Annotated in this window: 20 protein-coding genes; 7 read left to right on the top strand and 13 right to left on the bottom strand. The window is 73.0% G+C overall.

Annotated features, from left to right (window positions below):
• Nucleotides 1–129: 129 nt before the first annotated feature.
• The 10 genes from ACWCXC_RS24950 to ACWCXC_RS24905 form a co-directional block, all read right to left on the bottom strand.
• Nucleotides 130–534, bottom strand: a complete 405-nt coding sequence (locus tag ACWCXC_RS24950; RefSeq protein WP_450682796.1) for a cytidine deaminase — start codon at nucleotides 532–534, stop codon at nucleotides 130–132.
• Nucleotides 531–1,820 (bottom strand): ABC transporter permease, encoded by a 1,290-nt coding sequence (locus tag ACWCXC_RS24945; protein WP_450682797.1) that lies wholly within the window; start codon nucleotides 1,818–1,820, stop codon nucleotides 531–533. Before ACWCXC_RS24945 ends, ACWCXC_RS24950 begins: the two co-directional genes overlap by 4 nt.
• The gene (locus tag ACWCXC_RS24940; protein WP_450682798.1) at nucleotides 1,817–2,932 is read right to left on the bottom strand and encodes an ABC transporter permease; all 1,116 of its coding nucleotides are present in this window, start codon (nucleotides 2,930–2,932) and stop codon (nucleotides 1,817–1,819) included. The genes ACWCXC_RS24945 and ACWCXC_RS24940 overlap by 4 nt, the downstream gene beginning before the upstream one ends.
• Complete coding sequence (locus ACWCXC_RS24935; protein WP_450682799.1) at nucleotides 2,929–4,512, bottom strand: ABC transporter ATP-binding protein; 1,584 nt, start codon at nucleotides 4,510–4,512, stop codon at nucleotides 2,929–2,931. Before ACWCXC_RS24935 ends, ACWCXC_RS24940 begins: the two co-directional genes overlap by 4 nt.
• A 268-nt stretch (nucleotides 4,513–4,780) precedes the next feature.
• Nucleotides 4,781–5,821 (bottom strand): BMP family lipoprotein, encoded by a 1,041-nt coding sequence (locus ACWCXC_RS24930; protein WP_450682800.1) that lies wholly within the window; start codon nucleotides 5,819–5,821, stop codon nucleotides 4,781–4,783.
• Nucleotides 5,822–5,959: 138 nt separating this feature from the next.
• Nucleotides 5,960–7,189, bottom strand: a complete 1,230-nt coding sequence (locus tag ACWCXC_RS24925; RefSeq protein ID WP_450890581.1) for an amidohydrolase — start codon at nucleotides 7,187–7,189, stop codon at nucleotides 5,960–5,962.
• Nucleotides 7,190–7,391: 202 nt separating this feature from the next.
• On the bottom strand, nucleotides 7,392–8,444 hold the full coding sequence (locus ACWCXC_RS24920) for a hypothetical protein (protein ID WP_450682801.1): 1,053 nt from the start codon (nucleotides 8,442–8,444) through the stop codon (nucleotides 7,392–7,394).
• 11 nt (nucleotides 8,445–8,455) lie between these two features.
• Nucleotides 8,456–9,382 carry an N-acetylneuraminate synthase family protein gene (locus tag ACWCXC_RS24915; RefSeq protein WP_450682802.1) on the bottom strand — a complete coding sequence of 309 codons (927 nt, stop codon included), beginning with the start codon at nucleotides 9,380–9,382 and terminating at the stop codon, nucleotides 8,456–8,458.
• Between the two features lie 11 nt (nucleotides 9,383–9,393).
• On the bottom strand, nucleotides 9,394–10,617 hold the full coding sequence (locus ACWCXC_RS24910) for a cytidylyltransferase domain-containing protein (protein WP_450890577.1): 1,224 nt from the start codon (nucleotides 10,615–10,617) through the stop codon (nucleotides 9,394–9,396).
• A gap of 32 nt (nucleotides 10,618–10,649) precedes the next feature.
• Nucleotides 10,650–11,999, bottom strand: a complete 1,350-nt coding sequence (locus tag ACWCXC_RS24905) for a DUF6716 putative glycosyltransferase (RefSeq protein WP_450890576.1) — start codon at nucleotides 11,997–11,999, stop codon at nucleotides 10,650–10,652.
• 209 nt (nucleotides 12,000–12,208) lie between these two features.
• Between ACWCXC_RS24905 and ACWCXC_RS24900 the strand changes: the two genes are divergently transcribed.
• From ACWCXC_RS24900 to ACWCXC_RS24885, 4 genes are all read left to right on the top strand, one after another.
• The gene (locus ACWCXC_RS24900) at nucleotides 12,209–13,186 is read left to right on the top strand and encodes a glycosyltransferase family 2 protein (protein WP_450682805.1); all 978 of its coding nucleotides are present in this window, start codon (nucleotides 12,209–12,211) and stop codon (nucleotides 13,184–13,186) included.
• Complete coding sequence (locus ACWCXC_RS24895) at nucleotides 13,186–14,574, top strand: polysialyltransferase family glycosyltransferase (protein WP_450890575.1); 1,389 nt, start codon at nucleotides 13,186–13,188, stop codon at nucleotides 14,572–14,574. The genes ACWCXC_RS24900 and ACWCXC_RS24895 overlap by 1 nt, the downstream gene beginning before the upstream one ends.
• A gap of 139 nt (nucleotides 14,575–14,713) precedes the next feature.
• On the top strand, nucleotides 14,714–17,266 hold the full coding sequence (locus ACWCXC_RS24890) for a YfhO family protein (protein WP_450890574.1): 2,553 nt from the start codon (nucleotides 14,714–14,716) through the stop codon (nucleotides 17,264–17,266).
• Nucleotides 17,267–17,335: 69 nt separating this feature from the next.
• Nucleotides 17,336–18,262: a class I SAM-dependent methyltransferase gene (locus ACWCXC_RS24885; protein ID WP_450682812.1), complete on the top strand. Its 927-nt coding sequence runs from the start codon at nucleotides 17,336–17,338 to the stop codon at nucleotides 18,260–18,262.
• A gap of 58 nt (nucleotides 18,263–18,320) precedes the next feature.
• Here ACWCXC_RS24885 and ACWCXC_RS24880 read toward each other — a convergent pair whose 3' ends face one another.
• A complete protein-coding gene (locus tag ACWCXC_RS24880; protein WP_450682813.1) occupies nucleotides 18,321–18,968 on the bottom strand; it encodes a TetR/AcrR family transcriptional regulator C-terminal domain-containing protein in 648 nt (215 codons plus the stop codon).
• A 72-nt stretch (nucleotides 18,969–19,040) separates the two neighbouring features.
• On the opposite strand from ACWCXC_RS24880, the gene ACWCXC_RS24875 reads away from it, so the two are divergent.
• Both ACWCXC_RS24875 and ACWCXC_RS24870 read left to right on the top strand, forming a co-directional pair.
• On the top strand, nucleotides 19,041–20,465 hold the full coding sequence (locus tag ACWCXC_RS24875; protein WP_450890573.1) for an FAD-dependent monooxygenase: 1,425 nt from the start codon (nucleotides 19,041–19,043) through the stop codon (nucleotides 20,463–20,465).
• A gap of 18 nt (nucleotides 20,466–20,483) precedes the next feature.
• Nucleotides 20,484–20,942, top strand: a complete 459-nt coding sequence (locus tag ACWCXC_RS24870) for a MarR family winged helix-turn-helix transcriptional regulator (RefSeq protein ID WP_450890572.1) — start codon at nucleotides 20,484–20,486, stop codon at nucleotides 20,940–20,942.
• A 15-nt stretch (nucleotides 20,943–20,957) separates the two neighbouring features.
• Here ACWCXC_RS24870 and leuE read toward each other — a convergent pair whose 3' ends face one another.
• Nucleotides 20,958–21,623 (bottom strand): leucine efflux protein LeuE, encoded by a 666-nt coding sequence (gene leuE, locus ACWCXC_RS24865; RefSeq protein ID WP_450682816.1) that lies wholly within the window; start codon nucleotides 21,621–21,623, stop codon nucleotides 20,958–20,960.
• Nucleotides 21,624–21,796: 173 nt separating this feature from the next.
• On the opposite strand from leuE, the gene ACWCXC_RS24860 reads away from it, so the two are divergent.
• Nucleotides 21,797–22,723, top strand: a complete 927-nt coding sequence (locus ACWCXC_RS24860; protein WP_450890571.1) for a L,D-transpeptidase family protein — start codon at nucleotides 21,797–21,799, stop codon at nucleotides 22,721–22,723.
• A 233-nt stretch (nucleotides 22,724–22,956) separates the two neighbouring features.
• Here the strand turns inward: ACWCXC_RS24860 and ACWCXC_RS24855 are convergent, their stop codons facing one another.
• Nucleotides 22,957–24,126: a hypothetical protein gene (locus tag ACWCXC_RS24855; RefSeq protein WP_450682818.1), complete on the bottom strand. Its 1,170-nt coding sequence runs from the start codon at nucleotides 24,124–24,126 to the stop codon at nucleotides 22,957–22,959.
• Nucleotides 24,127–24,501: the final 375 nt, after the last annotated feature.

Below are 24,501 nucleotides of genomic sequence, written 5' to 3'. Positions count from 1 at the left end.
GGGGCGGTGGGGCGCGGGGCGCCGCGCCGCGCGCCCCCACTCGTGGATGGCCCCCGGCCCCCCGCCCCCCCGCCCCCCCCCCCCCGGGGGGGGGGGGGGGGGCCCCCCCCCCCCCCCCCCGGCGCGGGGTCAGCCGAGGTGCGCCGGGCCGAAGGCCTGCGGCAGCATCTCGTCGAGGGTGCGGAAGCCGTCCGGGGTCTCCAGGATCAGCTCCGGCCCGCCGAACTCGTACAGCAGCTGGCGGCACCGGCCGCACGGGACCAGGATCGCGCCCGTCCCGTCCACGCAGGTGAAGTGGGTCAGCCGGCCGCCTCCGGTGGCGTGCAGCGTGGAGACCAGCCCGCATTCGGCGCACAGGCCGATGCCGTACGAGGCGTTCTCGACGTTGCAGCCGGTGATCGTACGGCCGTCGTCCACCCGGGCGGCCACGCCGACCGGGTAGCCGGAGTAGGGCGCGTACGCCCGGGACATGGCGTCCCGGGCCGCGGCGCGCAGGGCGTCCCAGTCGGCCCCGTCGCAGGCCGGGGGCGTCACTTGCCCTGGCCCTTGCGGTAGCGCATGCCGTCGGCCTTCGGCATCCGCAGCCGCTGCGCGGAGAGCGAGAGGACGAGCAGCGTGACGATGTACGGGGTCGCGCTGACGAACTCGGTGGGCACGGTGTCCGTACCGAGGTACCAGACCAGGACCGCGGCGGCGATCACCGCGCTGACGGCGCCCTGGACGAAGCTCTTGCGGTAGAGCTTCCAGACGGCGAGGCCGGCCAGCACCACGAACAGGAGCAGCAGCAGCGCGTGGACGGACTCGCCGCCGTTGCGCAGCTGGAGCGCGTCGGCGAAGCCGAACAGGCCCGCGCCCATGGCGAGTCCGCCGGGCCGCCAGTTGCCGAAGATCATCGCGGCGAGACCGATGTAGCCGCGGCCACCGGTCTGGCCCTCGTTGTAGATGTGCGAGGTGACCAGGGAGAGGAACGCTCCGCCCAGTCCGGCCATGGCGCCGGAGACGACCACCGCCGCGTACTTGTACGCGTAGACGTTCACGCCGAGGGACTCGGCGGCCACCGGGTTCTCGCCGCAGGAGCGCAGCCGCAGGCCGAACGCGGTCTTCCACAGGACGAAGAAGGTGACGACGAACAGCACGACGGCCAGGATCGTCAGCAGCGAGACGTTGGTGACCAGTCCGCCGATGACGCCGGCCAGGTCGGAGACGAAGAACCAGTGGTGCTTCTCGATGCTGTGCAGCCAGTCGGAGAGGCCGGGGATCGTCACCGTGGTGATGTCGTCGGCGGGCGGGGACTGCTTCGGGGAGCCGCCCTTGGCCGCCGCCTCGCCGCTGTTGAACCAGAGCTTGGCGAAGTAGGTGGTGAAGCCGAGCGCCAGGATGTTGATGGCGATGCCGGAGATGATGTGGTCGACGCCGAAGGTGACGGTGGCGACCGCGTGGAGCAGGCCGCCGAGCGCGCCGCCGATGACGCCGGCGAGGACGCCGAGCCAGGGGTTGGTCTGCCAGCCGGCCCAGGCGCCGAAGAAGGTGCCGAGGATCATCATGCCTTCGAGGCCGATGTTGACGACGCCCGCGCGCTCGGACCAGAGGCCGCCGAGACCGGCGAGGCCGATCGGTACGGCCATGGCGAGCGCGGCGCTGATCTGGCCGGCCGAGGTGACGTCCTCGGCGCCGGTGATGGCGCGCACCGCGGACAGCGCGAGCAGGACGCCCGCGATGATCAGCAGCAGGACGGGGAAGGAGAGGCGGGTGCGGCCGCCCTTGCCGCCGGAGACCTTGGGGGCCGCGGGGGGCGGGGTGGAAGTCGCCGTGACGGTCACGCCGACACCTCCTGCTGGTCGGAGTTACGGGCGGCCTGGGCGGCGAGTTCCGCGCCGACCTTGCTCTGCTGGCGCTTGAGTCCGTAGCGGCGGACGACTTCGTAGGCGATGACGACGCAGAGGACGATGACGCCCTGGATGACGCCGACGATCTCCTTGTCGTAGCCCTCGAACTCCAGCTTTCCGGTGCCGCGTTCCAGGAAGCCCCAGAGCAGGGCGCCGAGCGCGATGCCGACGGGGTGGTTGCGGCCGAGGAGGGCGATGGCGATGCCGGTGAAGCCGATGCCGACGGGGAAGTCGCCGCTGTACTCGTAGCTGTCGTTCAGCAGGGTCGGCATGCCGATCAGGCCGGCCACGGCGCCGGAGATGAGCATCGAGGTGACGACCATCTTCTTGACGTTGACGCCGCTGGCCTCGGCGGCGGAGCCGGACTGGCCGACGGTGCGCAGATCGAAGCCGAAGCGGGTGCGCGAGAGCGTGAACCAGTACGCGATGCCGGCGACGACCGCGACCACGATGAAGCCCCAGACGGGCGACGGGGTGGTCGGGAACTCGAAGAAGTGCGAGGACTCCGGGAGCGGCTTGGTGGAGATCTTGGTGCCGGCCTCGTCGAGGTGGCCGAGCCGGTTCTGCTGGAGCAGATAGCCGATGACGGCGGTGGCGATGGCGTTCAGCATGATCGTCGAGACGACCTCGCTGACGCCCCGGGTGACCTTGAGGACACCGGCGATGCCGGCCCACATGGCGCCGACGATCATCGCGGTGAGGATGATCAGCGGGATCGAGAGCGCGCCGGGCAGGGTGAGCGCGCCGCCGAGCGCCGCGGCGAAGAAGGCGGCGAGGCGGTACTGCCCGTCGACGCCGATGTTGAAGAGGTTCATCCGGAAGCCGACCGCCACCGCGAGACCCGCGAGGTAGTACGTGGTCGCCTTGTTCAGGATGTAGACCTGGCTGTCCGACTTCACGCCGTAGTCGAACATGATGCCGAAGGCGCTGAAGGGCTCCTTGCCGGTGGCGGCGAGCACGAGTGCCGTCACCAGGAAGGCGACCACGATCGCGAGTACGGGGGCCGCGATCCCCAGGAGCAGGCGCTCCTTGTCGATCTTCTTCATCGGTCCTCTCCCCCGTCCCGGGGGTCGGTGTCGTCGTCCGTGGCGGCGGGTGCTCCGCCCTCCTCCGGCGCTTCCAGGTGGCCGCTGGCCGCGCCTGTCATCGCCGAGCCGAGTTCCTCGGGGGTGATGGCGGCCGGGTCGGCGTCCGCGACCAGCCGGCCGCGGTACATGACGCGCAGGGTGTCGGAGAGCCCGATCAGCTCGTCCAGGTCGGCGGAGATCAGCAGCACCGCCAGTCCCTCGCGGCGCGCCTCGCGGATCTGGTCCCAGATCTGGGCCTGGGCGCCGACGTCCACGCCCCGGGTGGGGTGGGCGGCGATCAGGAGCTTGGGGGCGTGGCTCATCTCGCGGCCGACGATCAGCTTCTGCTGGTTCCCGCCGGAGAGGGAGGCCGCGGTGACCTCGATGCCGGGGGTGCGCACGTCGTAGTCGCGGACGATGCGCTCGGTGTCGGCGCGGGCGGCCTTGAGGTCGAGGAAGGCGCCCTTGCTGTTGGGGCGTTCGGTGACGTGGCCGAGGATGCGGTTCTCCCAGAGCGGGGCCTCCAGCAGCAGTCCGTGCCGGTGGCGGTCCTCGGGGATGACGGCCATGCCGTCCTCGCGGCGCTTGCGCGTGGGGACGCGGGAGATGTCGGCGCCGTCCAGGGTGAGGGTGCCCGCGTCCAGGGTCCGCATGCCCATGATGGCGTCGACGAGTTCGGACTGGCCGTTGCCCTCGACGCCCGCGATGCCGAGGACCTCGCCCTTGTGGATGGTGAAGGTGACACCGTCCAGGACGGCCCGGACCACGCCGTCGGGGTCGGTCGCGGTGAGCCGCAGACCGTCGACGGTGAGCATCGGGGTGTCGGTGACGGTGGACTCGCGGGTCTCCGGCGAGGGCAGTTCGCTGCCGACCATCAGCTCGGCGAGCTGCTTGGTCGTGGTGCTCTTGGGGTCGGCGGTGCCCACGGTGGTGCCGCGGCGGATGACGGTGATCTCGTCGGCCACCGACAGCACCTCGCCCAGCTTGTGCGAGATGAAGATGACGGTCAGGCCCTCGGCCTTGAGCTCGCGCAGGTTGTCGAAGAGCGCGTCGACCTCCTGCGGGACGAGGACGGCGGTCGGCTCGTCGAGGATCAGGGTGCGGGCGCCCCGGTAGAGGACCTTGAGAATCTCCACGCGCTGGCGGTCGGCGACGCCGAGGTCCTCGACCATGGCGTCCGGGCGGACGCCGAGGCCGTACGCGTCGGAGATCTCCTTGATCCTGGCGCGCGCCCGGTCGCCGATGCCGTACAGCTTCTCCGAGCCGAGGACGACGTTCTCCAGCACCGTGAGGTAGTCGGCCAGCATGAAGTGCTGGTGGACCATGCCGATGCCGCGGTCGATGGCGTCGCCGGGGTTGGAGAACGTGGCCTGTTCGCCGTCCACCGCGATGGTGCCCTCGTCCGGCTTCTGCATGCCGTACAGGATCTTCATCAGTGTCGACTTGCCGGCGCCGTTCTCGCCGACGAGGGCGTGGACGGTGCCGCGGCGCACGGTGATGTCGATGTCGTGGTTGGCCACGACTCCGGGGAACCGCTTGGTGATGCCGCGGAGCTCCACGGCATGAGGACTGGTGGACGCGTTGATGGCGCACTCTCCTTGGCAGGAGCGGAGGGCGGAGGCGGGTGACGGAGACGGGGAGGCGTGAGCGGGGGGCGGAAAAAGGTACCGCGCCCGACCCTAGCTACGCGCGTAGCGCCACCGAATCGTTGGCCAGCTGATCACAGATGGCGGACCGGGGCCGGAGCACCCCCTGTGCGGGGGTACGCGATCGGGGCCCGGAAGGGCGGCCGAAGCCACTCGTCCGGGCCCCGATCGACGGGACGGATCAGGTCGTGGTCTTGACCGTGATCGTGCCGTCGACGATCTTCTTCTTCGCGGCGTCCAACTGGGTCTGGATGTCGCTCAGGTGGTCGCCCGTGGTGGTCAGGCTGACGCCGCCCTTGGCCAGGGAGTACGTCTGGGTGCCGGTGAGCGGCTTGCCGTCCTTGACGGACTTGACCAGGTCGAAGACGCCGGTGTCGACGTTCTTGACGACCGAGGTCAGGATCGTGTCCTTGTACTTCGCCAGGGCCGGGTCCAGGGCCTGGTCGGAGTCGACGCCGATGGACCAGGCGCCCTTCTGGCCGGCGACGGCCTCGATCGAACCGGCACCCGAACCGCCCGCGGCGGCGAAGATGACGTCGACGCCCTTGTCGAGCATGCCCTTGGCGGCGGCCTTGCCCTTGTCGGGGCTGCCGAAGCCGGACAGGTCCGAACCGGTGGACAGGTACTGGATCTGCACCGTGGCGGCGGGCTTGGTGTCCTTGACGCCCTGCTGGAAGCCGGCGGCGAACTTCTTGATCAGCGGAAGGTCCACACCGCCGATGAAGCCGACCTTGCCGTCCTTGGACTTGAGGGCGGCCGCGACACCGGCGAGGTACGAGCCCTGCTCCTCGGTGAAGACGATCGAGTCGACGTTCTTCGCGGCGGCGACGGAGTCGACCAGGCCGAAGCTGACCTTCGGGTAGTTCGGGGCGATCTTGTCGACCGCGTCCTTGTACGCGAAGCCGACGGCGATGACCGGGTTGTAGCCGCCCTCCGCCAGCGACTGCAGACGCTGCTCGCGGTCGGCCGGGGTCTCACCGTTCTTGGCGGTGAGCTCCTTCGTCTGGGCGTCGAACTCCTTCTTGGCCTTGTCGAGGCCGCGGGCGGCGGAGTCGTTGAACGAGTTGTCGCCACGGCCGCCGACGTCGTAGGCCATGCCGATCTTCATCTGGCCGTCGTCGGAGCTGCTGCTCTCGTCGGACGAGCTGCCGCACGCGGAGGCGGTGAGCGCCAGCGCCGCGGTGACGGCACAAGCAGCGGTGATCTTGGATACCCGGCGCAAGGGAAGGCTCCTTCAAACCTGACCGAAGCGCCTCTTCCGGCGCTGGTTTCGCCGCGATCGTAACGCGCGTAGATGTCAGATAAAGCCCTGTACGGAAGCCGTTATCGGATCGTCGCGAACCGGGGGTGGCCTGTCCGGTTACGGATGGTTGACGTACAGCAACGCGGAGGCGGTGAAGAGCTCCACCCCCACGGTGATCGCCTCCTCGTCGGCGTCGAAATTGCCCCGGTGCAGGTCGAGACCGCGCGTGTCGCCCGGGGTACGGACGCCGAGCCGCGCCATGGCCCCCGGCACGTGTTCCAGGTACCAGGAGAAATCCTCCCCGCCCAGGCTCTGCTCGGTGTCCTCGATCGCATACGATCCGCGCCGGGCGGCCATCGCGCCGGCCAGCAGTTCCGTGGACGCGGGGTCGTTCACCACGGGCGGGACGCCCCGGAAGTAGTTGACCACCGTCTTGGCCCGGTGCATTCCGGCCACCTCATCGATGGCCGCCTGCACCAGGTCGGGGGCCTCGCGCCAGGCGGCCAGGTCCAGGCAGCGGACCGTTCCGGACAGTTCGGCGTGCTGCGGGATGACGTTGCAGGCGTGCCCGGTCTCCAGCCGCCCCCAGGTCACCGCGAGCCCGGCGCGGGCGTCGACCCGGCGGGCCAGCAGCGCGGGCACCTCGGTGACCACCTTGGCGGCGGCGGTGACCAGGTCCGTGGTCAGATGCGGGCGGGCGGTGTGGCCGCCGGGCCCGTCCAGGGACAGCTCCAGCCGGTCGCAGGCGGAGGTGATGGCCCCGGTCCGCAGCCCGATCCGCCCCGCGTCCACCCTGGGGTCGCAGTGCACGGCGACGATCCGGCCGACGCCCTCCAGCACCCCGCACTCGATCGTCTCCGGCGCCCCGCCCGGCAGCACCTCCTCGGCCGGCTGGAAGATCAGTCGCACGGGGTTGGGCAGCAGCCCCTTCCGGTCCAGCTCCGCGAGGACCAGGCCCGCGCCCAGCACGGCCGTGGTGTGCACGTCGTGCCCGCAGGCGTGCGCCCGGTCGGGCACGGTCGAGCGGTACGGAACCCCCGCCTTGGTGTCCGGGATCGGCAGCGCGTCGATGTCCGCCCGCAGCGCGAGCATCGGCCGGCTGTCCGCGTCCCGCGTCCCCACGTCGCAGACCAGCCCCGTCCCGGTGGCCAGCACCCGCGGCGCGAGACCGGCCAACTCCAGCCGGGCCTTGAGCGCCGCCGTGGTGCGGAACTCCTCGTTGCCCAGCTCGGGGTGCATGTGCAGATCGCGCCGGAAGGCGATCAACTCGGCACGCAGCGAATCGGACAGCGTGCCGGGCAGCACTCCGTCCACGGACAGATCGGTTTCGGACGCGCGGGACTTCAACTGGTTCACCCGTTGAAGGGTAGGCCCACCCACCCACCAACTGACCACAGATCAACAAAAGTTCAGCCGCATAGAGGAACAAAAGGTGGCGTGGGAGCGTGTGGTGGGGGGTGGAGCTGGGTAAACTGCTCGACTTTTGGGGTGGGGCGGAGCGGCGCGCCCGGTCGTGCCCGTCCGCTCACGGACCCGCCCCGTCCGTCGCTCACGCCTCCCCCGTCACCGCCATCGCTCCCCCGAGGCGGTGGGCGCCGCGGGCGGATTCGGTGACGCCGGAGAGGAAGCCCTGGGCGCGGGGGGAGGCGGTGGCGTGGAGCCATTCGGGGGCGATGTCGCAGACGGCGACCTTGACCTCGGTGCCGGCCAGGGCGAGGGGGAGGGTGTGGACGACGGTGGAGGGGAAGCTGAGGACGGTGCGGCCGATGGGGCCGCGTCGGGCGATGAGTTCCAGGGGGAGGTCGGGGCGGACGATCTCCAGTCCGGTGGCGGCCTCCAGGGCGTGGAGCTTCTCGGTGGACTCGCGGCGGTGGGCGAAGTAGCGGGTGGCTCCGTGGGTGCGGGCCAGGGCGCCGACGGCGTCCAGGTAGGGGGCGCGGTCGACGACGCCGGTCTCGACCAGGGAGGTGCCGACCAGGTCGGCGCCCTTGGTGAGCGAGGGCGGGCCGAAGCGGGAGCGGGTCCAGGAGAAGGTGTTGGGGATCAGGGTGATGCCGGGGGGCGGGACCACCGGCATCGCGGTGAAGAGTTCGACCTCGCGGGCCGGGGAGGGGGTGAAGCGGCGGCGGGCGGTGGCGGTGACCGGGGCCAGGGCCAGATCGCGCGGGCCGGTGCCGCCGCGCCGGTGCCAGCGGGTGAGGCGCTCGCCCCGGGTCAGCTGGGCGACGAACTCCAGGGTGGCGGTGCCGTCGTCCACCACGGTGAGGCGGCGGGGCCGTACCAGGGTGAGCAGCAGTTGCACGTACCGCGAGAAGGGGTCTCCGATCACGATGTGGTCGGCGCCCCGGACCAGGCGGGCCAGGGCGCGCAGCGACTTCAGGGACGTGCCCGAGTCGCCGCGCGCCTCCTGCCAGCGCACGGTCATGCCCTCGTCGCGGGCCAGCTCCGCCATCCGGCGCAGCTGACCGCGCGACATCGGGTCGACCGGAGGGAGGACGACGACGGTGACGTCCGCGAGGACGCGGGCGCCGCCTCCCTCTGTGACGGCCCACTCCAGGACGTTCAGGAGCTGGACCGGGCTCTCGACGAAGGCGAGGTTCACCGGTCGGCCCGTCAGACCGCGACCGGCTCGGCGGCCTGGGCCGCCTCGGCGACGACGCCCGGGACCCGGCGGAGCTTCTTCATCGGGCCGAGCTCGGACTCGTACACCTTCTTGACGCCGTCGCCGAGCGAGGCCTCGATGGTGCGGATGTCGCGGACCAGGCGGGTCAGGCCCTGGGGCTCGACGGAGGCGGCCTGGTCGGAGCCCCACATGGCGCGGTCGAGGGTGATGTGGCGCTCGACGAAGGCGGCGCCCAGCGCGACGGCGGCGAGGGTGGTCTGCAGGCCCGTCTCGTGGCCGCTGTAGCCGATCGGGACGTTGGGGTACTCCTGCTGGAGGGTGTGGATGACTCGGAGGTTCAGCTCCTCGGCCTTGGCCGGGTACGTCGACGTGGCGTGGCAGAGCAGGATGTTGTCCGAGCCGAGGACCTCGACGGCGTGGCGGATCTGGCGCGGGGTCGACATGCCGGTGGAGAGGATCACCGTGCGGCCGGTGGCACGCAGGGCGCGCAGCAGCTCGTCGTCGGTGAGGGAGGCGGAAGCCACCTTGTGGGCGGGGACGTCGAACTTCTCCAGGAAGGCGACGGCCTCGGTGTCCCACGGGGAGGCGAACCAGTCGATGCCGCGCCGGGCGCAGTGCTCGGAGATGGCGCGGTACTCGTCCTCGCCGAACTCGACGCGGTGGCGGTAGTCGATGTACGTCATCCGGCCCCAGGGGGTGTCGCGTTCGATGTCCCACTGGTCGCGCGGGGTGCAGATCTCCGGGGTGCGCTTCTGGAACTTGACGGCGTCGCAGCCGGCCTCGGCGGCCACGTCGATCAGGGCGAGGGCGTTGTCGAGGTCGCCGTTGTGGTTGATGCCGATCTCGCCGGTGATGTACACGGGGTGGCCCGGGCCGGCGGTGCGGGTGCCGAGGGTGCGCAGGCGGGAGGTGCTCATGGTGCGTGTCCTTACTCGGGGAGGGGGGTGTCGGTGAGGGTGGGGCCCAGGAGCCAGCCCGCGATCTCGCGGACGGCGCCGAAGCCGCCGGGGGTGGTCGTCACGGCGCGCGCCGCGGCGCGTACCGAGTCGTGCGCGCTCGCCACGGCCACGGGCCAGCCGGCGAGTGCGAAGCAGGGGAGGTCGTTGACGTCGTTGCCGACGTACATGACGCGTTCGGGGGCGAGGGACTGCTCCTCGCACCACTGCTTGAGCGCGAGGTCCTTGCGGTCGATGCCGTGCAGGACGGGGACGCGGAGCTTGCGGGCGCGGGCGGCGACGACCGGGTTCTGTTCCGTGGAGAGGATCAGCAGCGGTACGCCCGCCTTGCGGAGGGCGGCGATGCCCAGGCCGTCGCCCCGGTGCACGGCGACGGTCTCGTGGCCGTCGGCGTCGATGAGCACGCGGTCGTCGGTCTGGGTGCCGTCGAAGTCCAGGACGACGGCGTCGACGTCCGCGCGGGTGGGCAGCGGGGCCGGGTCCAGGAGCGGGGCGAGCGCGCGGGCGCGGGCCAGGTCGTGCGGGTCGTCGATCTCCAGGACCCGGGCGGGGTCGGTGCGCACCAGCGCGGTGTGGCCGAAGAAGCGGTGGCGGTGGGTGCGGAAGCCTGCCGCGTCCATGGCGTAGGCGGCGCCGGTCTCCAGCAGGTCCTCGGGGCGGTCCTGGCGGCGGGGGCGGACGGCCTTGTCGTGGTTGACGCCGTAGTTGTGGTCCTCGACGGCGGTGCCGTCGCGCCAGAGGAAGCCGTGGAACGGGGCGACGGTGACGGCCGTGTCGGCGCCCTCGCGGGCGACGGCGGCGGCGACGCCGTCGATGTCGTCGCGGCTGACGAAGGGGCTGGTGCACTGGACGAGGAGGACCACGTCCGCGGTCGTGCCGTGCTCCGCCTCGTAGCTGTCCAGGGCGTGCAGGACGGCGGCCTCGCTGGTCGCGGTGTCGCCGGCGATGGCCTCGGGGCGCCGGACGAGGTGGACCCGTCCGCTCTCGCCGAGGGCGTCGGCGGCGGCCCGTACGGTCTCGGCGACGGCGGGCGCGTCGGTGGTGACGACGACGTCCGTGACCTCGCTGGACGCGAGGCAGGCGCGGACGGCGCGGACGACCAGCGGCACGCCGCCGACCTGGGCGAGGTTCTTGGCCGGGACGCCCTTGGATCCGCCGCGGGCGGGGATCACGGCGAGCACGGTGGGCTGCGGCATCGCTGCTCCAGAAGGTGACGTGGTGGTGGTGTTCACAGCTCGCCCATCCGCCGGATGACCGGGGCGACGCGCTGGACGCCGTGGCGGTACGCGCCCCGGGCGACCTCGCGGACGGCGTCGCGGACCGCTCCCCTGACCCGGCCGGTGTCCCCCCGCGCGGCGGCGCCCGGCAGCGGCCGGCCGTCGGGGCCCAGGTGGTGGCGGGCGAGGATGCCCGGGAGGTAGCCGGGCGCGGTGGACGGCGTGTAGTAGGGCGCGAGCGCGGGCAGCCGGTCCCGTTCCAGCAGGGCGGTGACCCGGGCGCGCGCGGAGTCGTAGGCGGTGGCGTACGAGCCGTCGGCGGCGACGCCCTGGCCGGCCAGCCAGTCCGCGTCCGGCTCCGGGTGGGCGCCGCCGTCGAGGTGGTCCCAGGAGGTGAGCAGCCCGGAGCCGGTGAAGTGGTGGTTGCCGAGCGCTTCGCGGACCCCGAGGTCGGTGAGGACGGCGGTGGGGATGCGCCGGTGCAGCGCCTCCAGGGCGGCGGTCGAGGAGACGGTGACCAGGAGGTCGGTGCGGTCCAGGACCTCGCCCATGTGCCCGTAGACCAGGCGCATGTTGGGCGGGAGGCCGCCGGGCAGCCGTTCGGCCAGCTTCTGGTAGGGCAGTTCCTCGATGTGCGTGGTGTGCTCGCCGGGCTTGGAGCGGAGTTTGAGCAGGACCTCGCGGCGGGGGTGCAGCCGGGCGTGCTCGACGAGCCGGCGCAGCAGGTAGACACGGTCCTCGCGGCCGGCGGGGACGGAGGGCTGGGCGGCGAACACGACGGTGTCGCGGCCCGGTTCGGGCCGGTAGGGGGCGCCGCCGAGGAAGGGCAGCGCGGCCTCCGTGACGGCGGAGGCGTCGGCGCCCACCCCCTCGTACACCGCGCGGAAGCGGTCGGCGTCGTGGCGGGAGTTGGCGAGGACCAGGTCGGCGCCGTGGCGCAGCAGCAGTCCGTCGGCGAGCTTCTCGTAGACGACCCCGACGTAGCCGGTGACGACGACGGGCCTGGCCGGCAGGTCCAGCGCGGCCAGTCCGTGCAGCACGGCCTGGACGGCGCCGCCCACCAGGGCGAGGACCACCAGGTCGTAGCCCTCGTCGCGTACCGCGTGCAGGAATTCGACCGCGGTGACCTCGCGGACCCGCTCGCCGTCGATCCCGACGTCGCCGACCTCGGCGAGCTGGCGCGGCGTGGGGGTCGCCCGGCCGCGCAGCAGCAGTCCGCTGATCTCCGTGCGGGACGCGGGGGCGCCGCCGTCGCCCGTGGTCAGCCGGCGCGCGGTGAGCGCGCCCCACTTCCAGCGGGTGTCGGAGTCGGCGAGTACGGCTACCCGGAGGGCGGTCGTCTTTTCGGTACGGGAGGGCACGTCCCAGAACTTAGGAAGTCATTCGGATTCGCAGCCCAACGCGACAGCAACAACGGGTTAACAGACCACCGACGCTTGGCCAACCGGCCCGGCGCGTCCCCTTTTCCGGCGAGCGGGCCGATCCGGTTCATCAGGTCGACGTTCTTCGTTCACCTGGTGTACCTGTCGGGGCCAGGGCAAATGACGGACCCCGGCCTAGCGTGTGGCGCGTGGTTAAGCTCTCCGTCATCGTGCCGTTCTACAACGTACGGGCCTATGCCCCCGACACCCTGAGAAGTCTGCGGGCCAATGCCCGTGACGATTTCGAGTTCGTCTTCGTCGACGACTGTTCGACGGACGGGACGCTGGACATCCTCCGGCGCGCCGAACGCGAGATCCCGGGTGCCGTCCTCGTCACGCACGAGAAGAACGGGGGCCTGGCCACCGCGCGCAATACGGGGATCGACGCGGCGCGCGGCGAGTACCTCACCTTCCTCGACGGCGACGACTGGGTCGTACCCGGCCACTACGAGCGGCTGCTGGCCGCGATCACCGCCCTGGGCTGCGATTTCGTCCGTACGGACCATGTGCAGTTCACGGACCGGGTGCGCACCGTCCACCGCGTTCCGCACGGGCTGCGCGACACGGTGCTGCGCCCGCGCGACGTGATCCTGCCCTCGGACCGGTCGACGCCGGTGGATTACGCGTACGCGTGGGCCGGGGCATACCACCGCAGGCTCGCGGACTCCGGGCTGCTCCGGTTCCGGGACGGGCTGCGGACGGCGGAGGACCGACCGTGGATCTGGCGGCTGCACCGCGAGGCGGATTCCTTCGCGGCGGTCGGACTGCCCGGCGTTTTCTACCGGCGCGGTGTCGCGTCCTCGCTCACGCAGATCGGTGATGTGCGCCAGCTCGACTTCATCCGGGCCTTCGACCAGGTGCTGGAAGAGACCGCGAAAGATCCGGAGGCGGAGCTGCTGATGCCGAAAGCGGTGCGCACGTATTGCGCGGTCATGGCACATCATCTCGAATCCATCGAAAGGTTCGAACCGGCAGTGGCACGGAAATTGCGTTCGATGAGCGCGGCCTCCCTGCGGCGCATGCCGCAGGACGTTCTCGCCGACACCCTGGACGCGCTCGGGGACCGCCGCGCGGCCCAGTTGCGCCGGGTCCGCCGCCGTTCCGTCTCGCGGGAGGTCGCGGCCTGATGTCCGGTACGCACACGGCACCGGCCGGCCGGTCCACCACCCAGATCTTCTCCGCGTGCACGCAGTACGCGGCCGCCACTCTCGTCGCCGCGCTGCGGGCCGGCCAGTTCGGCCCGCGCTCCGCACACCGGCGCGTCCTCGTCGTCAGCGACACCTCCCCCTCCCCCGAACTGGGCACGCCGCTGCACGAGCGCCCCGGATTCGAGGTTCTGGCAGGCGAGTTCGACGCGGTGCGGTCCTGGAACGACTTCATCCGCCCCTTCCATCCGGCCGGCTGGTCCCCTCGCGAGCAGGACGCCGGCCTGTGGGAGCGGGCCGTCCGCCAGGAGTGGGAGCTGGGCGACGGGCCGGTGGAGCTGGCCTGCGAGTCCATCCAGGCCAACCCCGCCCAGGCCCTCGCGACCGTCTTCGGCGACAGCCCGGTCCACATCTACGCCGACGGGCTGATGAGCTACGGGCCGACCCGCAGCAAGCTCGACCAGCTGCTCGGCACCCGCATCCGCCGCCTGCTCCACCTCGACCTGGTTCCGGGCCTGCGCCCGCTGCTCCTCACGGAGTTCGGTGTGGAGGCGGAGGTCGTACCGACGGACGTGTTCCTGAAGGTGCTGGGCGAACTGGCGTCCGCAGCACCCGACTCCGGCATCGCCTCACACACTCCCGCCCCCGCCCTGCTCCTCGGCCAGTACCTCTCCACGCTGGGCATCCTCACCCCCCGGGAGGAGGAGGACCTGCACGCGCGGATGCTGCGCGGGGCGGTCGCCCTCGGTCACACCCGGATCGTTTTCAAGCCGCACCCCAGCGCCCCCGCCCGGTGGGCCCGGTCCCTGGAGGCGGAGGCGGAGCGACTCGGCGCCGAGCTGACCGTCCTGGACACCCCGGTCCTCGCGGAGACCCTGTTCGAGACGGCGCGTCCCGCCCTGGTCGTCGGCTGCTTCTCCACTGCTCTGCTGACCGCGGCCTCCTTCTACGGCCTGCCCGTCGCCCGCGTCGGCACCGCCCCTCTCCTGGAACGGCTCACCCCGTACCAGAACAGCAACCGCGTCCCCCTGGCCCTCGTCGACGCGCTGCTCCCCGATCTGGAGGACCCGGCCGCCGTCACCGCCTGGTCCCTGCCCTCCCCCGAGCAGATCGCGGGCGAACCCACCGGCCTCCTCGCCGCCGTCGGCTACGCCATGCAGCCCCAGATCCAGGCCGCCCTGCGCCCCGAAGCCGAGCGCTATCTCAGCGTGCACCGCGACAACCTCTGGCGGTACTTCAAACGGCGCCGGCTGACCGCCCTGGGCCTGCCGGGGGCGGTCCCCGCCCAGCTGGCCTTCATCCCGCGCAACGCCACGGTCCGCCGCCTCGCCCGCAAGGCGCGGACGCTGAAGCGGGCGGCGGCGGGGTGAGGGGAGTCCCGTGCGGCCGATCGTTTCCGGGCGCCGCGTGACCGGGCACGGACCGGCACATGAAGCGTCGCCGTCCATCCGGTGAACCGCCTTCTGCCGAAGCGGATTTCACGATGTTCGATGACATATTCGACCCATCATGAGGACTCTGTCGCTTACCCGGTCCCCGCGCGCCCGGGGCGCCGCTCTGGCCGCACTGCTCGCCGTCGTCACGGTCTGTGCCGGGGACGCGGTGGCACGCAGTTATCCGTTCGGACCGCATACGCGCAGCGTGAACGATCTGGGGAACCAGTTCGTCCCGTTCCACGCGCGGCTGCTGGATCTGTTGCACGGGAACGCGGAACCCGGGCTGCTGAATTGGCAGTCCGGGTTCGGGACGAGCTTTCTCCCGGATGCCGGAACGTATCTCGGCAGCCCGTTCGCGCTGCTCGTGGGATTCTTCCCGAAGGACCGGATCGATCTGGCCGTGTACGTGGTGACGCTGGCGAAGGCGGGCGTGGCGGCAGCGGCGATGGCCTGGCTGCTGACCTCGCTGCGGCGGGGGCGCGGGCGGGAGTGGGTGGCGGGCGTGCTGGGGGGCGCGTACGCGCTGTGCGGCTGGTCCGTGGTGGAGGCCGTGTACAACCCGATGTGGCTGGACGGGCTGATCGCGTTTCCGCTGCTGTGCCTGGCGGGCGAGTGGGCGCGCCGGGGGCGGCGGCCGGTCCTGGGGACGCTGCTGGTGACGCTCGCGTGGGTCTCGAACTTCTACACGGCGTACATGGCGACGCTCGGCGCGGCCCTGGTGCTGGCGGTGCGGCTGGGGCTGGAGAGCGGGACCGCGCGGGAGCGGGTACGGGGACTGGGCCGGGCGGTGCGGACGGTCCTGGTGGGGATCGGGCTGGCCGCGCCGGTGCTGGTGCCGGTGTATCTGGGGACCAGGCACGCGTATCCGGGCTGGACCCGGGCCTTCGCCCCGGCGGACTGGTCCGATGTGGCGGCGCGGCTGCTGCCGGCCACGTACAGCTTCTTCAGTCCGGCGCTGTTCCTGGGGACCGGGGCGCTGCTGCTGGCCTGTGCGCTGGCCTTCCACCGGGGTGCCCCGCGCGCCGAGCGGTTCGTCTGGACGGGGCTGGTGGCCGTGGTCGCGCTGTCGCTCCAGTGGGGGCCCACGCATCTGCTGTGGCACGCCTTCGCGACGCCGAACGGCAGCCCGTACCGGCAGACGTTCGTGCTGTCCGGGCTGGTGGTGATCGCCGCGTGGACGGCGGTGGCGTCCGGCTGGCCGGACCTGCGCGCGCTGCTGGGCGGTGCGGTGGTGCTGGGGGCGGTCGCGGCGGGCGGTACCGGCAGCGCGCTGGTGACCGGGTGGACGTATCCGCTGTTCGCGGCGGGACTGCTGGCCACGCTGGGGGCGCTGCTGCTGGCCCGCCGGGGCGGGTTCGCGGTGCTGGCGGCGCTGCTGCTGATCGGTTCGCAGGCCGGGCAGGCCGCCGCGACGACCGCGTACGCCGACCGGCAGCGGCTGAACCGGCTCGACGACTACGCGCCCTGGGGCGCACGCCAGAACCGCCAGGCGGCGGCGGTGGCAGGGGCGGACGGCTGGCCGCGCTACCGGACCGACCCCGGTCTCGAGCAGTCCACGGCCAACGATCCGATGCTGGTGGGCGGTGAGGGCGGGGCGTACTACAGCAGCCACACCCCCGACGTGCTGACCCGCACCTTCCTCGCCCTGGGCGGCGGCTGGACGTCCAACGGGCGCTCGCTCCAGAGCCTGGACAATCCGGTGACGGACGCGGTGTTCTCGGTCGGCGCCCGGGTCCGCATGCCCCGGGATCCGCACCAGGGCTGGAACCGTCCGGACGGCCGCCCGGTCACGGTGGTCCGGCAGGACTCCCCGCCGCTGGTGACCGTCCGACCGTCCGCCGACGCCGGGCGGCCGGGCCGTTCACCGTTCCGCAACCAGGAACGGCTGCTCGGCACCGACGTGTACACCGTGCCCGCGACCACGCTGACCGCCGGGGACGGGGCGGGGGCCGAGGACTCCGGAGCGTACGACTACCGCGTGCGGCCCGGTACGTACACGCTGACGGCCCGCTGCCCCGCGCGGAGCGAGGTGTATCTCTGGGCGCCCGACCTCTTCGGCCGGGCACGGCTCGGAGCCGACGGCGAACCGAACGACTTCCGGGGGGAGCTGCCGGGTCGGCGGGCCGGGATGCGGTGGATCGGGGCCGGCGGCGGAGCCCTGTCCATGGCGCTGCGGGTGGACCGGGACGGAACCGTGCCGCACGAGGCGGTCGGCTGTCTGGACCGGGACCGGCTGGCCGCGGCTGTCGCGGGGCTGAAGCGGACGGGGGCGCGGACGGTCTCCGTCTCCGGCAGCGGGGTCCGGGCCGAACTGCCACCGGGCAGCACGGGCGTTGCGGTCCTGGCCGCTCCGCGCATCGCGGGCTGGAGCTGTGACGGGCGGCCGGCCGGTTCGTATCTGGGGCTGGTGGCCGCGCCGCTGGACGGCGGGCGGACGACGGTCGACTGCGCGTTCCGGCCGCCGGGGCTGCGGGCCGGACTGCTCGCCGGGGGCGCCGCGGTGCTGGCCCTGGTGGTGACGGCCGGGGTGCCGGTGGTACGGAGGCTGCGGGGGCGCGCCGCCGGGCTCCCCGCGCGGCCGGTGGCGCCCCTGACGGACGAGGAGCGGGAAAGGTTGCCCGTGTAGCCGTGCGGACACCGAGACTTCATCTGCGCGTGGTGGGACCGGTGCGCGGCCCCGCGTACGTTCCCACCCATGCCCTCCCTTCTGCGCAACCGTCTGACGAAGCGCGCCCTGCGCCCCGCCCTCGATCTGCTCGACCGCCGCATCCGCCTCCGGGCGGAGCGGGTGGCCGAACCGATTCGCTCCGAACTCGTCGCGCTGCGCGAGGACATGGAGGAGGCGCGGCGCAACCGATACGCCCTGGGACTGCTCCTCGACGGGACCGGCCGGGGCGCGCACCGGATGCCGCCGGCCCGGGAGATCGACACGCTGGTCGACCAGATCGCCGTGCTGTGCGGGGACACCGCGAAGGCGCGCCGCAGTGTCGTCACGGCGTACCGCACGGTGGTGGCGCTGGAGGCGCTGGGGGTCGGCCGGCTGGCGGGGTCGACGTCCAATGTGTGCGGAAAGCTGGCCGCGGTGCCGCTGCTGGCCCCGCCGAACGGGAGCATCCTGGAGATCGGCACGCTGTACGGGCTGTTCGCCTCGGCGCTGACCCGGATGGTGCACCGGGCGGGCATCGAGCCGGAGCTGACGATCGTCGATCCGCTGGCAGGGGCACAGCTCCAGCCCGGCACCTCGCTGTCGATTGACCCGACGGGGACTCCGGTGCGCGAGGACGTGGTGCGGGCCAATCTGGCGCTGACCGGGGCGGGTTCCACGCACCATCCGCGCATCCGCCAGGGGTTCTCCTCCGACCCGGAGGTGCGGGCCGAGGTCGGCGACCGGGCGTACGGGGTGATCGTCGTGGACGGCGACCACTCGATGGAGGGCGTGGCCGCGGATCTGGAGTGGGTCGAGGAGATCGTCGCGCCGGGCGGCATCGTCGTCCTCGACGACTACGGCGACGCGTCCTGGCCGGGTGTCCAGGAGGCCCTGGACAAGCATCTGGCGGACGGATCGTCCCGGCTGACGATGCTGGGCCGCGTCGCGACGTCGGCCTTCCTCCGGGCCGCGTGAGCGCCGCCCGGCCGCCCCGCCTCCCTGGCTCCTGACGTGCCCTCGGGCCGCCGCCCCCTCACCCCCGCTTCCCGTACCGCGCCTCGATCCCCGCGATGATCAGGCGCAGGCCGTCCTCGAAGCGCTCGTCGTAGTGGGCGAAGATCTCCTCGCCGGCCGCTGCGGCGAGCGGATAGCGGGCCAGGCGCTGCGCGCGTTCGTCGATGTCGAAGCCGTCGCGCTGCTGCTCCGGCAGCGGGTGGACGCCCTGTTCCTCGCTGACGAAGCCCATCGTGTAGGAGTACGCGGTGGTGCCGGCGCGCACCGCCTGCCAGAGTTCGAAGCCGGCGTCGACCATGGTCCGCAGATGGCCTTCGAGGCCCTCGGCGTGCTCGGTGCCGGTGAAGCGCGCACCGCCGTAGACCTTGGCGCCGTCGCGGTAGCGCAGCAGCCCGCGGCGCAGTCCGCTGTTGTACGCGACGAGCTGGTCCTGCCAGGTCTCGGGGGTGGGACCGGGCAGGCCCTCGTCGAGCATCCGCCGGTACATGACCGTGGCCATCTCGTCGAGCAGGGCCTGCTTGTCCGTGAAGTGCCAGTAGAGGGCGGGCGCCTTGACGTCCAGCTCCTTGGCGATGGCGCGCAGGGAGAGCCCGTCGAGGCCCACCTCGTTCAGCAGCCGCAGCGCGGTGTCGGCCACCCGTGCGCGGTCGATCTTCGTCGTGCCCACCTCGCCACGTTAACAGCCCGCGCGGCCTGAGCCCCTTGACAACTTAACGGTGTTAAATCCACACTCGCGGACATGGAACTTAACAACGTTAAGGAAACCGGGGTCCTCATCGTCGGCGCGGGCCCGTGCGGGCTCGCCCTGGCCTGCGACCTGGCCCGCCGGGGTGTTCCCGCCCGCCTGGTCGAGCGGGGGGCGGGGCTCTTCCCCGGCTCGCGCGGCAAGGGCATCCAGCCGCGCACCCGGGAGGTCCTGGACGACCTGGGGGTGGGGGACGCGGTGCGGGCGTACGGCGGACCGGCCCCGGTCGGGATGGCGTGGCGGGACGGTGCGCGGACGGGCGAGCACCGGATGTTCCGGGTGGCGCCGCCGACGGAGGCGGAGCCGTACGGGGAGCCGTGGATGATGCCGCAGTGGCGCACCCAGGAGATCCTGCTGGGGCGGCTGCGCGAGCTGGGCGGGGACGTGGAGTTCTCGACCGCGCTGACCGGTCTCGACCAGGACGCCGAGGGGGTGACCGCGCGGCTGTCCACCGGTACGGCCCGCGCCGCGTACCTGGTGGCGGCGGACGGCGGGCGCTCGGCCGTGCGCCGCGCGCTGGGCATCGGGATGACCGGCGAGACGGTGGACCCGGCCCCGATGCTGGTGGCGGACGTACGGATCGCGGAGCGGGCCCTGGACCGGCTCAACTGGCACATGATGACCACCGACGCCGGGTTCCTCACGCTGTGCCCGCTGCCCGGCACGGCCGATTTCCAGCTGGTGGCCCAGTTCAAGGAGGGCGCGCCGGACCTCTCCGCCGACGGCGTCAGGGCCCTGGTCGCCGCGCGCACCCATCTGCGCGCCGAGGACGTCACCGAGGTGCGCTGGGCCTCCGACTTCCGCCCGCGCGCCGCCCTCGCCGACCGCTTCCGCGCGGGGCGGGTGCTGCTGGCCGGGGACGCCGCGCACGTCCACTCCCCGGCCGGCGGGCAGGGACTCAACACGAGCGTGCAGGACGCCTACAACCTGGGCTGGAAGCTCGACCTGGTGCTCGGCCAGGGGGCGTCCGCGTCCCTGGTCGACAGTTACGAGCAGGAGCGGCGTCCGGTCGCCGCCGGGGTGCTCGGGCTCTCCACCCGGATCCACCGGGGCGAGCAGGAACGGGGCGCGGCGGCACAGCAGTTGGGCATCGGCTACCGGGGCGGACCGCTGTCCACGGGGAGCGCGGGCGTACTGGAGGCGGGCGACCGCGCCCCCGACGGCCCGTCCGGCGACGGCCGCCGGCTCTTCGATGTCTTCCGGGGTCCGCACTTCACCCTGCTCGCCGTCGGCACCGACGCGGAACTCCCTTCCGGCGAGGGCCCCTTGCTGCGGGTGCACCGCACCGTTGCCTACGAGGCGTACGGGAAGGGGCTGTTCCTGGTGCGTCCGGACGGGTACGTCGGCTGGGCGGGCGAGGACACGACCGGGCTCGCGGAGTATCTCGCCCCGCTCGGCCTTGACCTCAAGTGCGGTTGAGTTCCTACCGTTCTCGGCATGAACTACTCACATGACGACGCAGGACTCGCCGCCCAGCCCATCGGTTACTGGAGCTGGGCCGCCCACAAGGCGACCGTGACCCACATCCGTGCCGCGCTCGCCGCACACGGACTGACCCAGCCGCCCTGGTGGGTGCTCAACCAGCTCACCGACGCCGACGAGAAGGGGCGGCCCCGCGCCGACGTGGTCACCCTCCTGAGCGGCTACCTCGACACCGGGGCCGCCCTGGAGCCGGAGATCGACACGCTGGTCGCCCGGGGCCTGATCACCCAGGACGCCGACGCCCGGCTGCGGATGACCCCGGAGGGCCACGCCCTGCGCACCCGTGCCATGGAGAGCGTCATGGCCGCCCGCGCGGAGATCCACGAGGGCATCCCCGACGAGGAGTTCGTCGCCGCCCTCAAGGTGCTCCAGCGCATGATCCACAACGTGGGGGGCTCGGCCTGGCACGAGTGACGGGGGCCGCCCCGCTCACACGCTGCTGAGCGACAGCTTCGCCGCGAACCCGAGGAACAGCACGCCCGCCGCCGACGTGGCTCCCGCCGAGAGCCGCTTGCGGCGGCGGAAGGCGGCGGAGAGGCGGGTACCGCCGAAGATCAGGACCGAGAGGTACAGGAAGCTGGCGATCTGGAGCAGGGTGCCCAGCACCAGGAACGAGAGCGCCGGGTAGGCGTACCCGGGGTCGACGAACTGCACGAAGAAGGAGATCAGGAAGAGGATCGCCTTCGGGTTGAACAGGCTGACCACCAGCGCCCGCCGGTACGGCCGCTCCATGGCAGCCGGGGGCGCGGCCCCCTCCGCCCCGCCGGTGATCTCGGCCACCCTGCGGTGCCGCTCGCGCCACATGCCGGCCGCCGCCCGCAGCATCCCGATCGCCATCCAGGTCAGATAGCCCGCGCCGGCGTACTTCACCACGGCGAAGAGGACCGGCGTGGTCTGGAGCAGCGAGGAGGCACCGAGCGCGGACAGGGTCATCAGCACGGTGTCCCCGGTCCACACGCCGGCCGCGGCGGCGTACCCGGTCCGCACCCCGCGCCGGGCCGCGACGGAGAGCACGTACAGGGAGTTCGGGCCCGGCAGCAGGACGATGAGCGCGAGGCCGGCGAGATAGGTCGGAAGGTCGGTGACACCCAGCATGAAACGGAGTGTCGCACGCGCGTGCGAGGCTGTGGACGCGGGGGTTTCGCGGCTCGCCCCGCGCTCCATGATCGACCACCGCTACCCCTTCGTTACGTGCGATCCGGCAACCGGAGGAAGCGGGAATCCGTCCCAGGGGATATCGCGGAAACAACGGGCCGAAGGGGGCCGGGATGATATCCAGCGGAAGAACCGGGCGCGGTCACGCGCGCCTCGGCGGCCGGGGGGCGGGTGCCGCCGCCGCGGCCGTCCTGGCCCTGGTCGCCATGACCGCGGGATGCAAGGCGGAGCCGGTCGGCAGCGCGTCGGCGGCGCCCTCGGCGCCCGCGAGTAGCGGCCCGGCCGACACGGCCGGGAGCGCCTCGCCCACCCCGTCGGCGAGCGCGGCGCCGGACACGCTCGCGAGCCCGTCGCCGAAGCCCACACCCACGAAGCCGCCGGCCTCCACGCCCCCCGCCACTCCGCAGGCCGAGGTGCTGATGGCGAGCGGCGCGCAGGGGCGGCAGGTGCGGGAGCTCCAGGCCCGGCTGCGGCAGATCGGCCACTTCGCGCGCACCCCCACGGGCTACTACGGCTCCGTCACGGTCACCGCCGTCCAGTCCTTCCAGGGCAAGCGCGGACTGCCGGGGACCGGGAAGACCGACACCGTCACCTGGCAGAAGCTGCTCGGCATGACGCGCACCCCGACGGCGGCGGAGCTGACCCCGCCGACGACCCGCCCGGCCGCGAAGCCCGACAAGCGCTGCATGACGGGCCGGGTGATCTGCATCAGCAAGACCAGCAGGTCGCTGGCGTGGATGATCGACGGCAAGGTCGTCTCGTCGATGGACGTGCGGTTCGGCTCGCAGTACACCCCGACCCGCGAGGGCACCTTCTCGGTCTACTGGAAGTCCCGGCACCACGTGTCCTCGATCTACCACACGGCCATGCCGTACGCGATGTTCTTCAGCGGCGGCCAGGCGGTGCACTACTCCTCGGACTTCGCGGCCCGCGGCTACAGCGGCGCCTCGCACGGCTGCGTCAACGTCCGGGACGAGGGGAAGATCGCCGCGCTCTTCGACCAGGTCCGCAACGGCGACAAGGTCGTCATCTACTGGTGAGCCGCGCCGCGCGCGGAAAGCGGCGCCCGGAGGCGCGGAGGAGAGCCGCGCGGAGAGGGCGCGGAGGGAGAGGGGCGCGGGCGGGACCGGGGGAACGTGTCCCGCCCGCGCCATGCGCGCCGAGCCGCAGGTACGGGGGGAACCCCGGCTCCGGGCGCTGCCGATGACCAGTCGGCTCACTCACTACTGCGCCCGGCGGCCGGAAAACGTCACACCGGGTGCCACGGGCCCCTTCAGCGCGCGGCGAGGGACGCGGTCGGCTCCGGGACGTCCGCGAGGCCGGGGTCCGCGAGGCCGGGATCCGGGGTGCCGGCGACGGTCGGCTCCGGCGAGGCGGTGGAGAAGCCGATCGACGGGAGGGTGCCCGAGCCGCCGTCCTCGTCGTCCCCGGGCTCGCCCTGATTGTTGCCGTTCCCGTTGCCGTTGCCGCTCTGGTTGTCGCTGCCCTTGCCGCCCGCCTGGTCGAGCACGCGGGCGCAGAAGCGGTCCAGGTTGCGGGCCCCGTTGGCCAGGGCCTCCAGCCGTTTGCGGCGGGCCGCGTCGAGGGTGCCGGCGCGGTAGTCGCGGCATGCCTTGAGGGTCTTGGCGTACCAGGCGGCGGAGGAGTCCTCGGCGCTGCCGGAGGGCGTGGCGTCGCCCTCGCCGTCCGCGCCGCCGTCGTTCTGCCCCTGGCCGGTGGCGCCGGGGGTGGTGGCGTCGGACGCGCCGCCGGCGTGGTCGTCGGTGCCGTCCGGGCCCTCGCCGGCGGTCCCGTCCCCCGAGGGGGTGCCGGGGCCGGGGGTGGGGGTACTTCCGGTCGGGTCCGGGGACGTCGGGTCCTGCCCCGGCGAGCGCGGCGGTGTGGCGGCGGTGCCGTCCTCGCCGGCGGTGGTGCCGGAACCCAGCTCCTCGGGGGAGGCGGCGGCCGACACCGACGTGGCCGGCGCGGGCCCGTGCCGGCCGAACGGGCCGGGCAGCACACCGGTTCCGGCGGCCACGGCCACCCCGCCTATCGCGCAGCACGCGAGGGAGGCGACCAGACCGAAGCGGATCGGCCGGCTCCAGCGCATCGGGCGGGCGCCGCGGGAGGCCGCGGACCCGGCTGCCGCGCCGGGGCCGGCCCCGCGTATGTGTACGGGCGGGAGCATGCCGGAATCCCCGGTTCCGCCCGGTGCGCGCTCCGCCCGGTCGGCGGCGACGTTCCCGGCGGCGGCGCGGGGGGCGGCACGGAAGGCGGCCAGCGCGGCGGCCTCGCCGGGCAGTTCGGCGGTGGCGGGGCGGGCGGTGCGGGCCACGTCGTCCAGGGCGGCCGCGAGGCGTTCGGCGTCCTGGCGGTCCCGGCCGTCGGAGGGGACGACCGGTTCGCGGCGGAACAGTCGCTCCGCCGCTTCCTTGTCGAGCCATCCGTACTGCTCGTCGGCCATCACATGTCCTTCTGCGTCCACAGACGCGAATGCGTCACACCCGCGGGGGCCACCAGACCGGTGCGGGAGGGGCGTTGCGGGGGCACGGCACCGAGCCCCGGAGCCCGGCCCGCCGCGCTGTCCTGCGCGGACGGCGTCCGGGCCGAGCCGTCGCCGGGCTCGCCCACGGACCCGGCCGGCGCAACCGGACCATTGCCGGACGGACGGTCTCGTTCCGCTGCCGGACGGTTCGGCTCCGGGAGTGTACGGCCCCCTTCGGAACCGTTCCGGCCCGCCCCGGCGGGGGGCCGGGCGTCCGGGGAGGCGGGTGCGGGGGGCGCGACGGGCGAGGAGGGCGCGGGCACGGGGGGCGCGGGCAGGGGTGCCCGGCCGTTG

The organism is Streptomyces sp. NPDC001515 (genome assembly GCF_053597115.1).
The sequence above is the reverse complement of the archived record's forward strand: the minus strand, read 5'-3'. Positions and strand labels throughout refer to the sequence as shown.

Bases quoted from the DNA above. Each gene is read 5' to 3' on its own strand.
- ACWCXC_RS24940 (WP_450682798.1), bottom strand. From the start codon at position 2,932: ATGAAGAAGATCGACAAGGAGCGCCTGCTCCTGGGGATCGCGGCCCCC.
- ACWCXC_RS24915 (WP_450682802.1), bottom strand. From the start codon at position 9,382: ATGAGCACCTCCCGCCTGCGCACCCTCGGCACCCGCACCGCCGGCCCG.
- ACWCXC_RS24910 (WP_450890577.1), bottom strand. From the start codon at position 10,617: ATGCCGCAGCCCACCGTGCTCGCCGTGATCCCCGCCCGCGGCGGATCC.
- ACWCXC_RS24895 (WP_450890575.1), top strand. From the start codon at position 13,186: ATGTCCGGTACGCACACGGCACCGGCCGGCCGGTCCACCACCCAGATC.
- ACWCXC_RS24890 (WP_450890574.1), top strand. From the start codon at position 14,714: ATGAGGACTCTGTCGCTTACCCGGTCCCCGCGCGCCCGGGGCGCCGCT.
- ACWCXC_RS24885 (WP_450682812.1), top strand. From the start codon at position 17,336: ATGCCCTCCCTTCTGCGCAACCGTCTGACGAAGCGCGCCCTGCGCCCC.
- ACWCXC_RS24875 (WP_450890573.1), top strand. From the start codon at position 19,041: ATGGAACTTAACAACGTTAAGGAAACCGGGGTCCTCATCGTCGGCGCG.
- ACWCXC_RS24870 (WP_450890572.1), top strand. From the start codon at position 20,484: ATGAACTACTCACATGACGACGCAGGACTCGCCGCCCAGCCCATCGGT.
- leuE (WP_450682816.1), bottom strand. From the start codon at position 21,623: ATGCTGGGTGTCACCGACCTTCCGACCTATCTCGCCGGCCTCGCGCTC.
- ACWCXC_RS24860 (WP_450890571.1), top strand. From the start codon at position 21,797: ATGATATCCAGCGGAAGAACCGGGCGCGGTCACGCGCGCCTCGGCGGC.
- ACWCXC_RS24855 (WP_450682818.1), bottom strand. From the start codon at position 24,126: ATGGCCGACGAGCAGTACGGATGGCTCGACAAGGAAGCGGCGGAGCGA.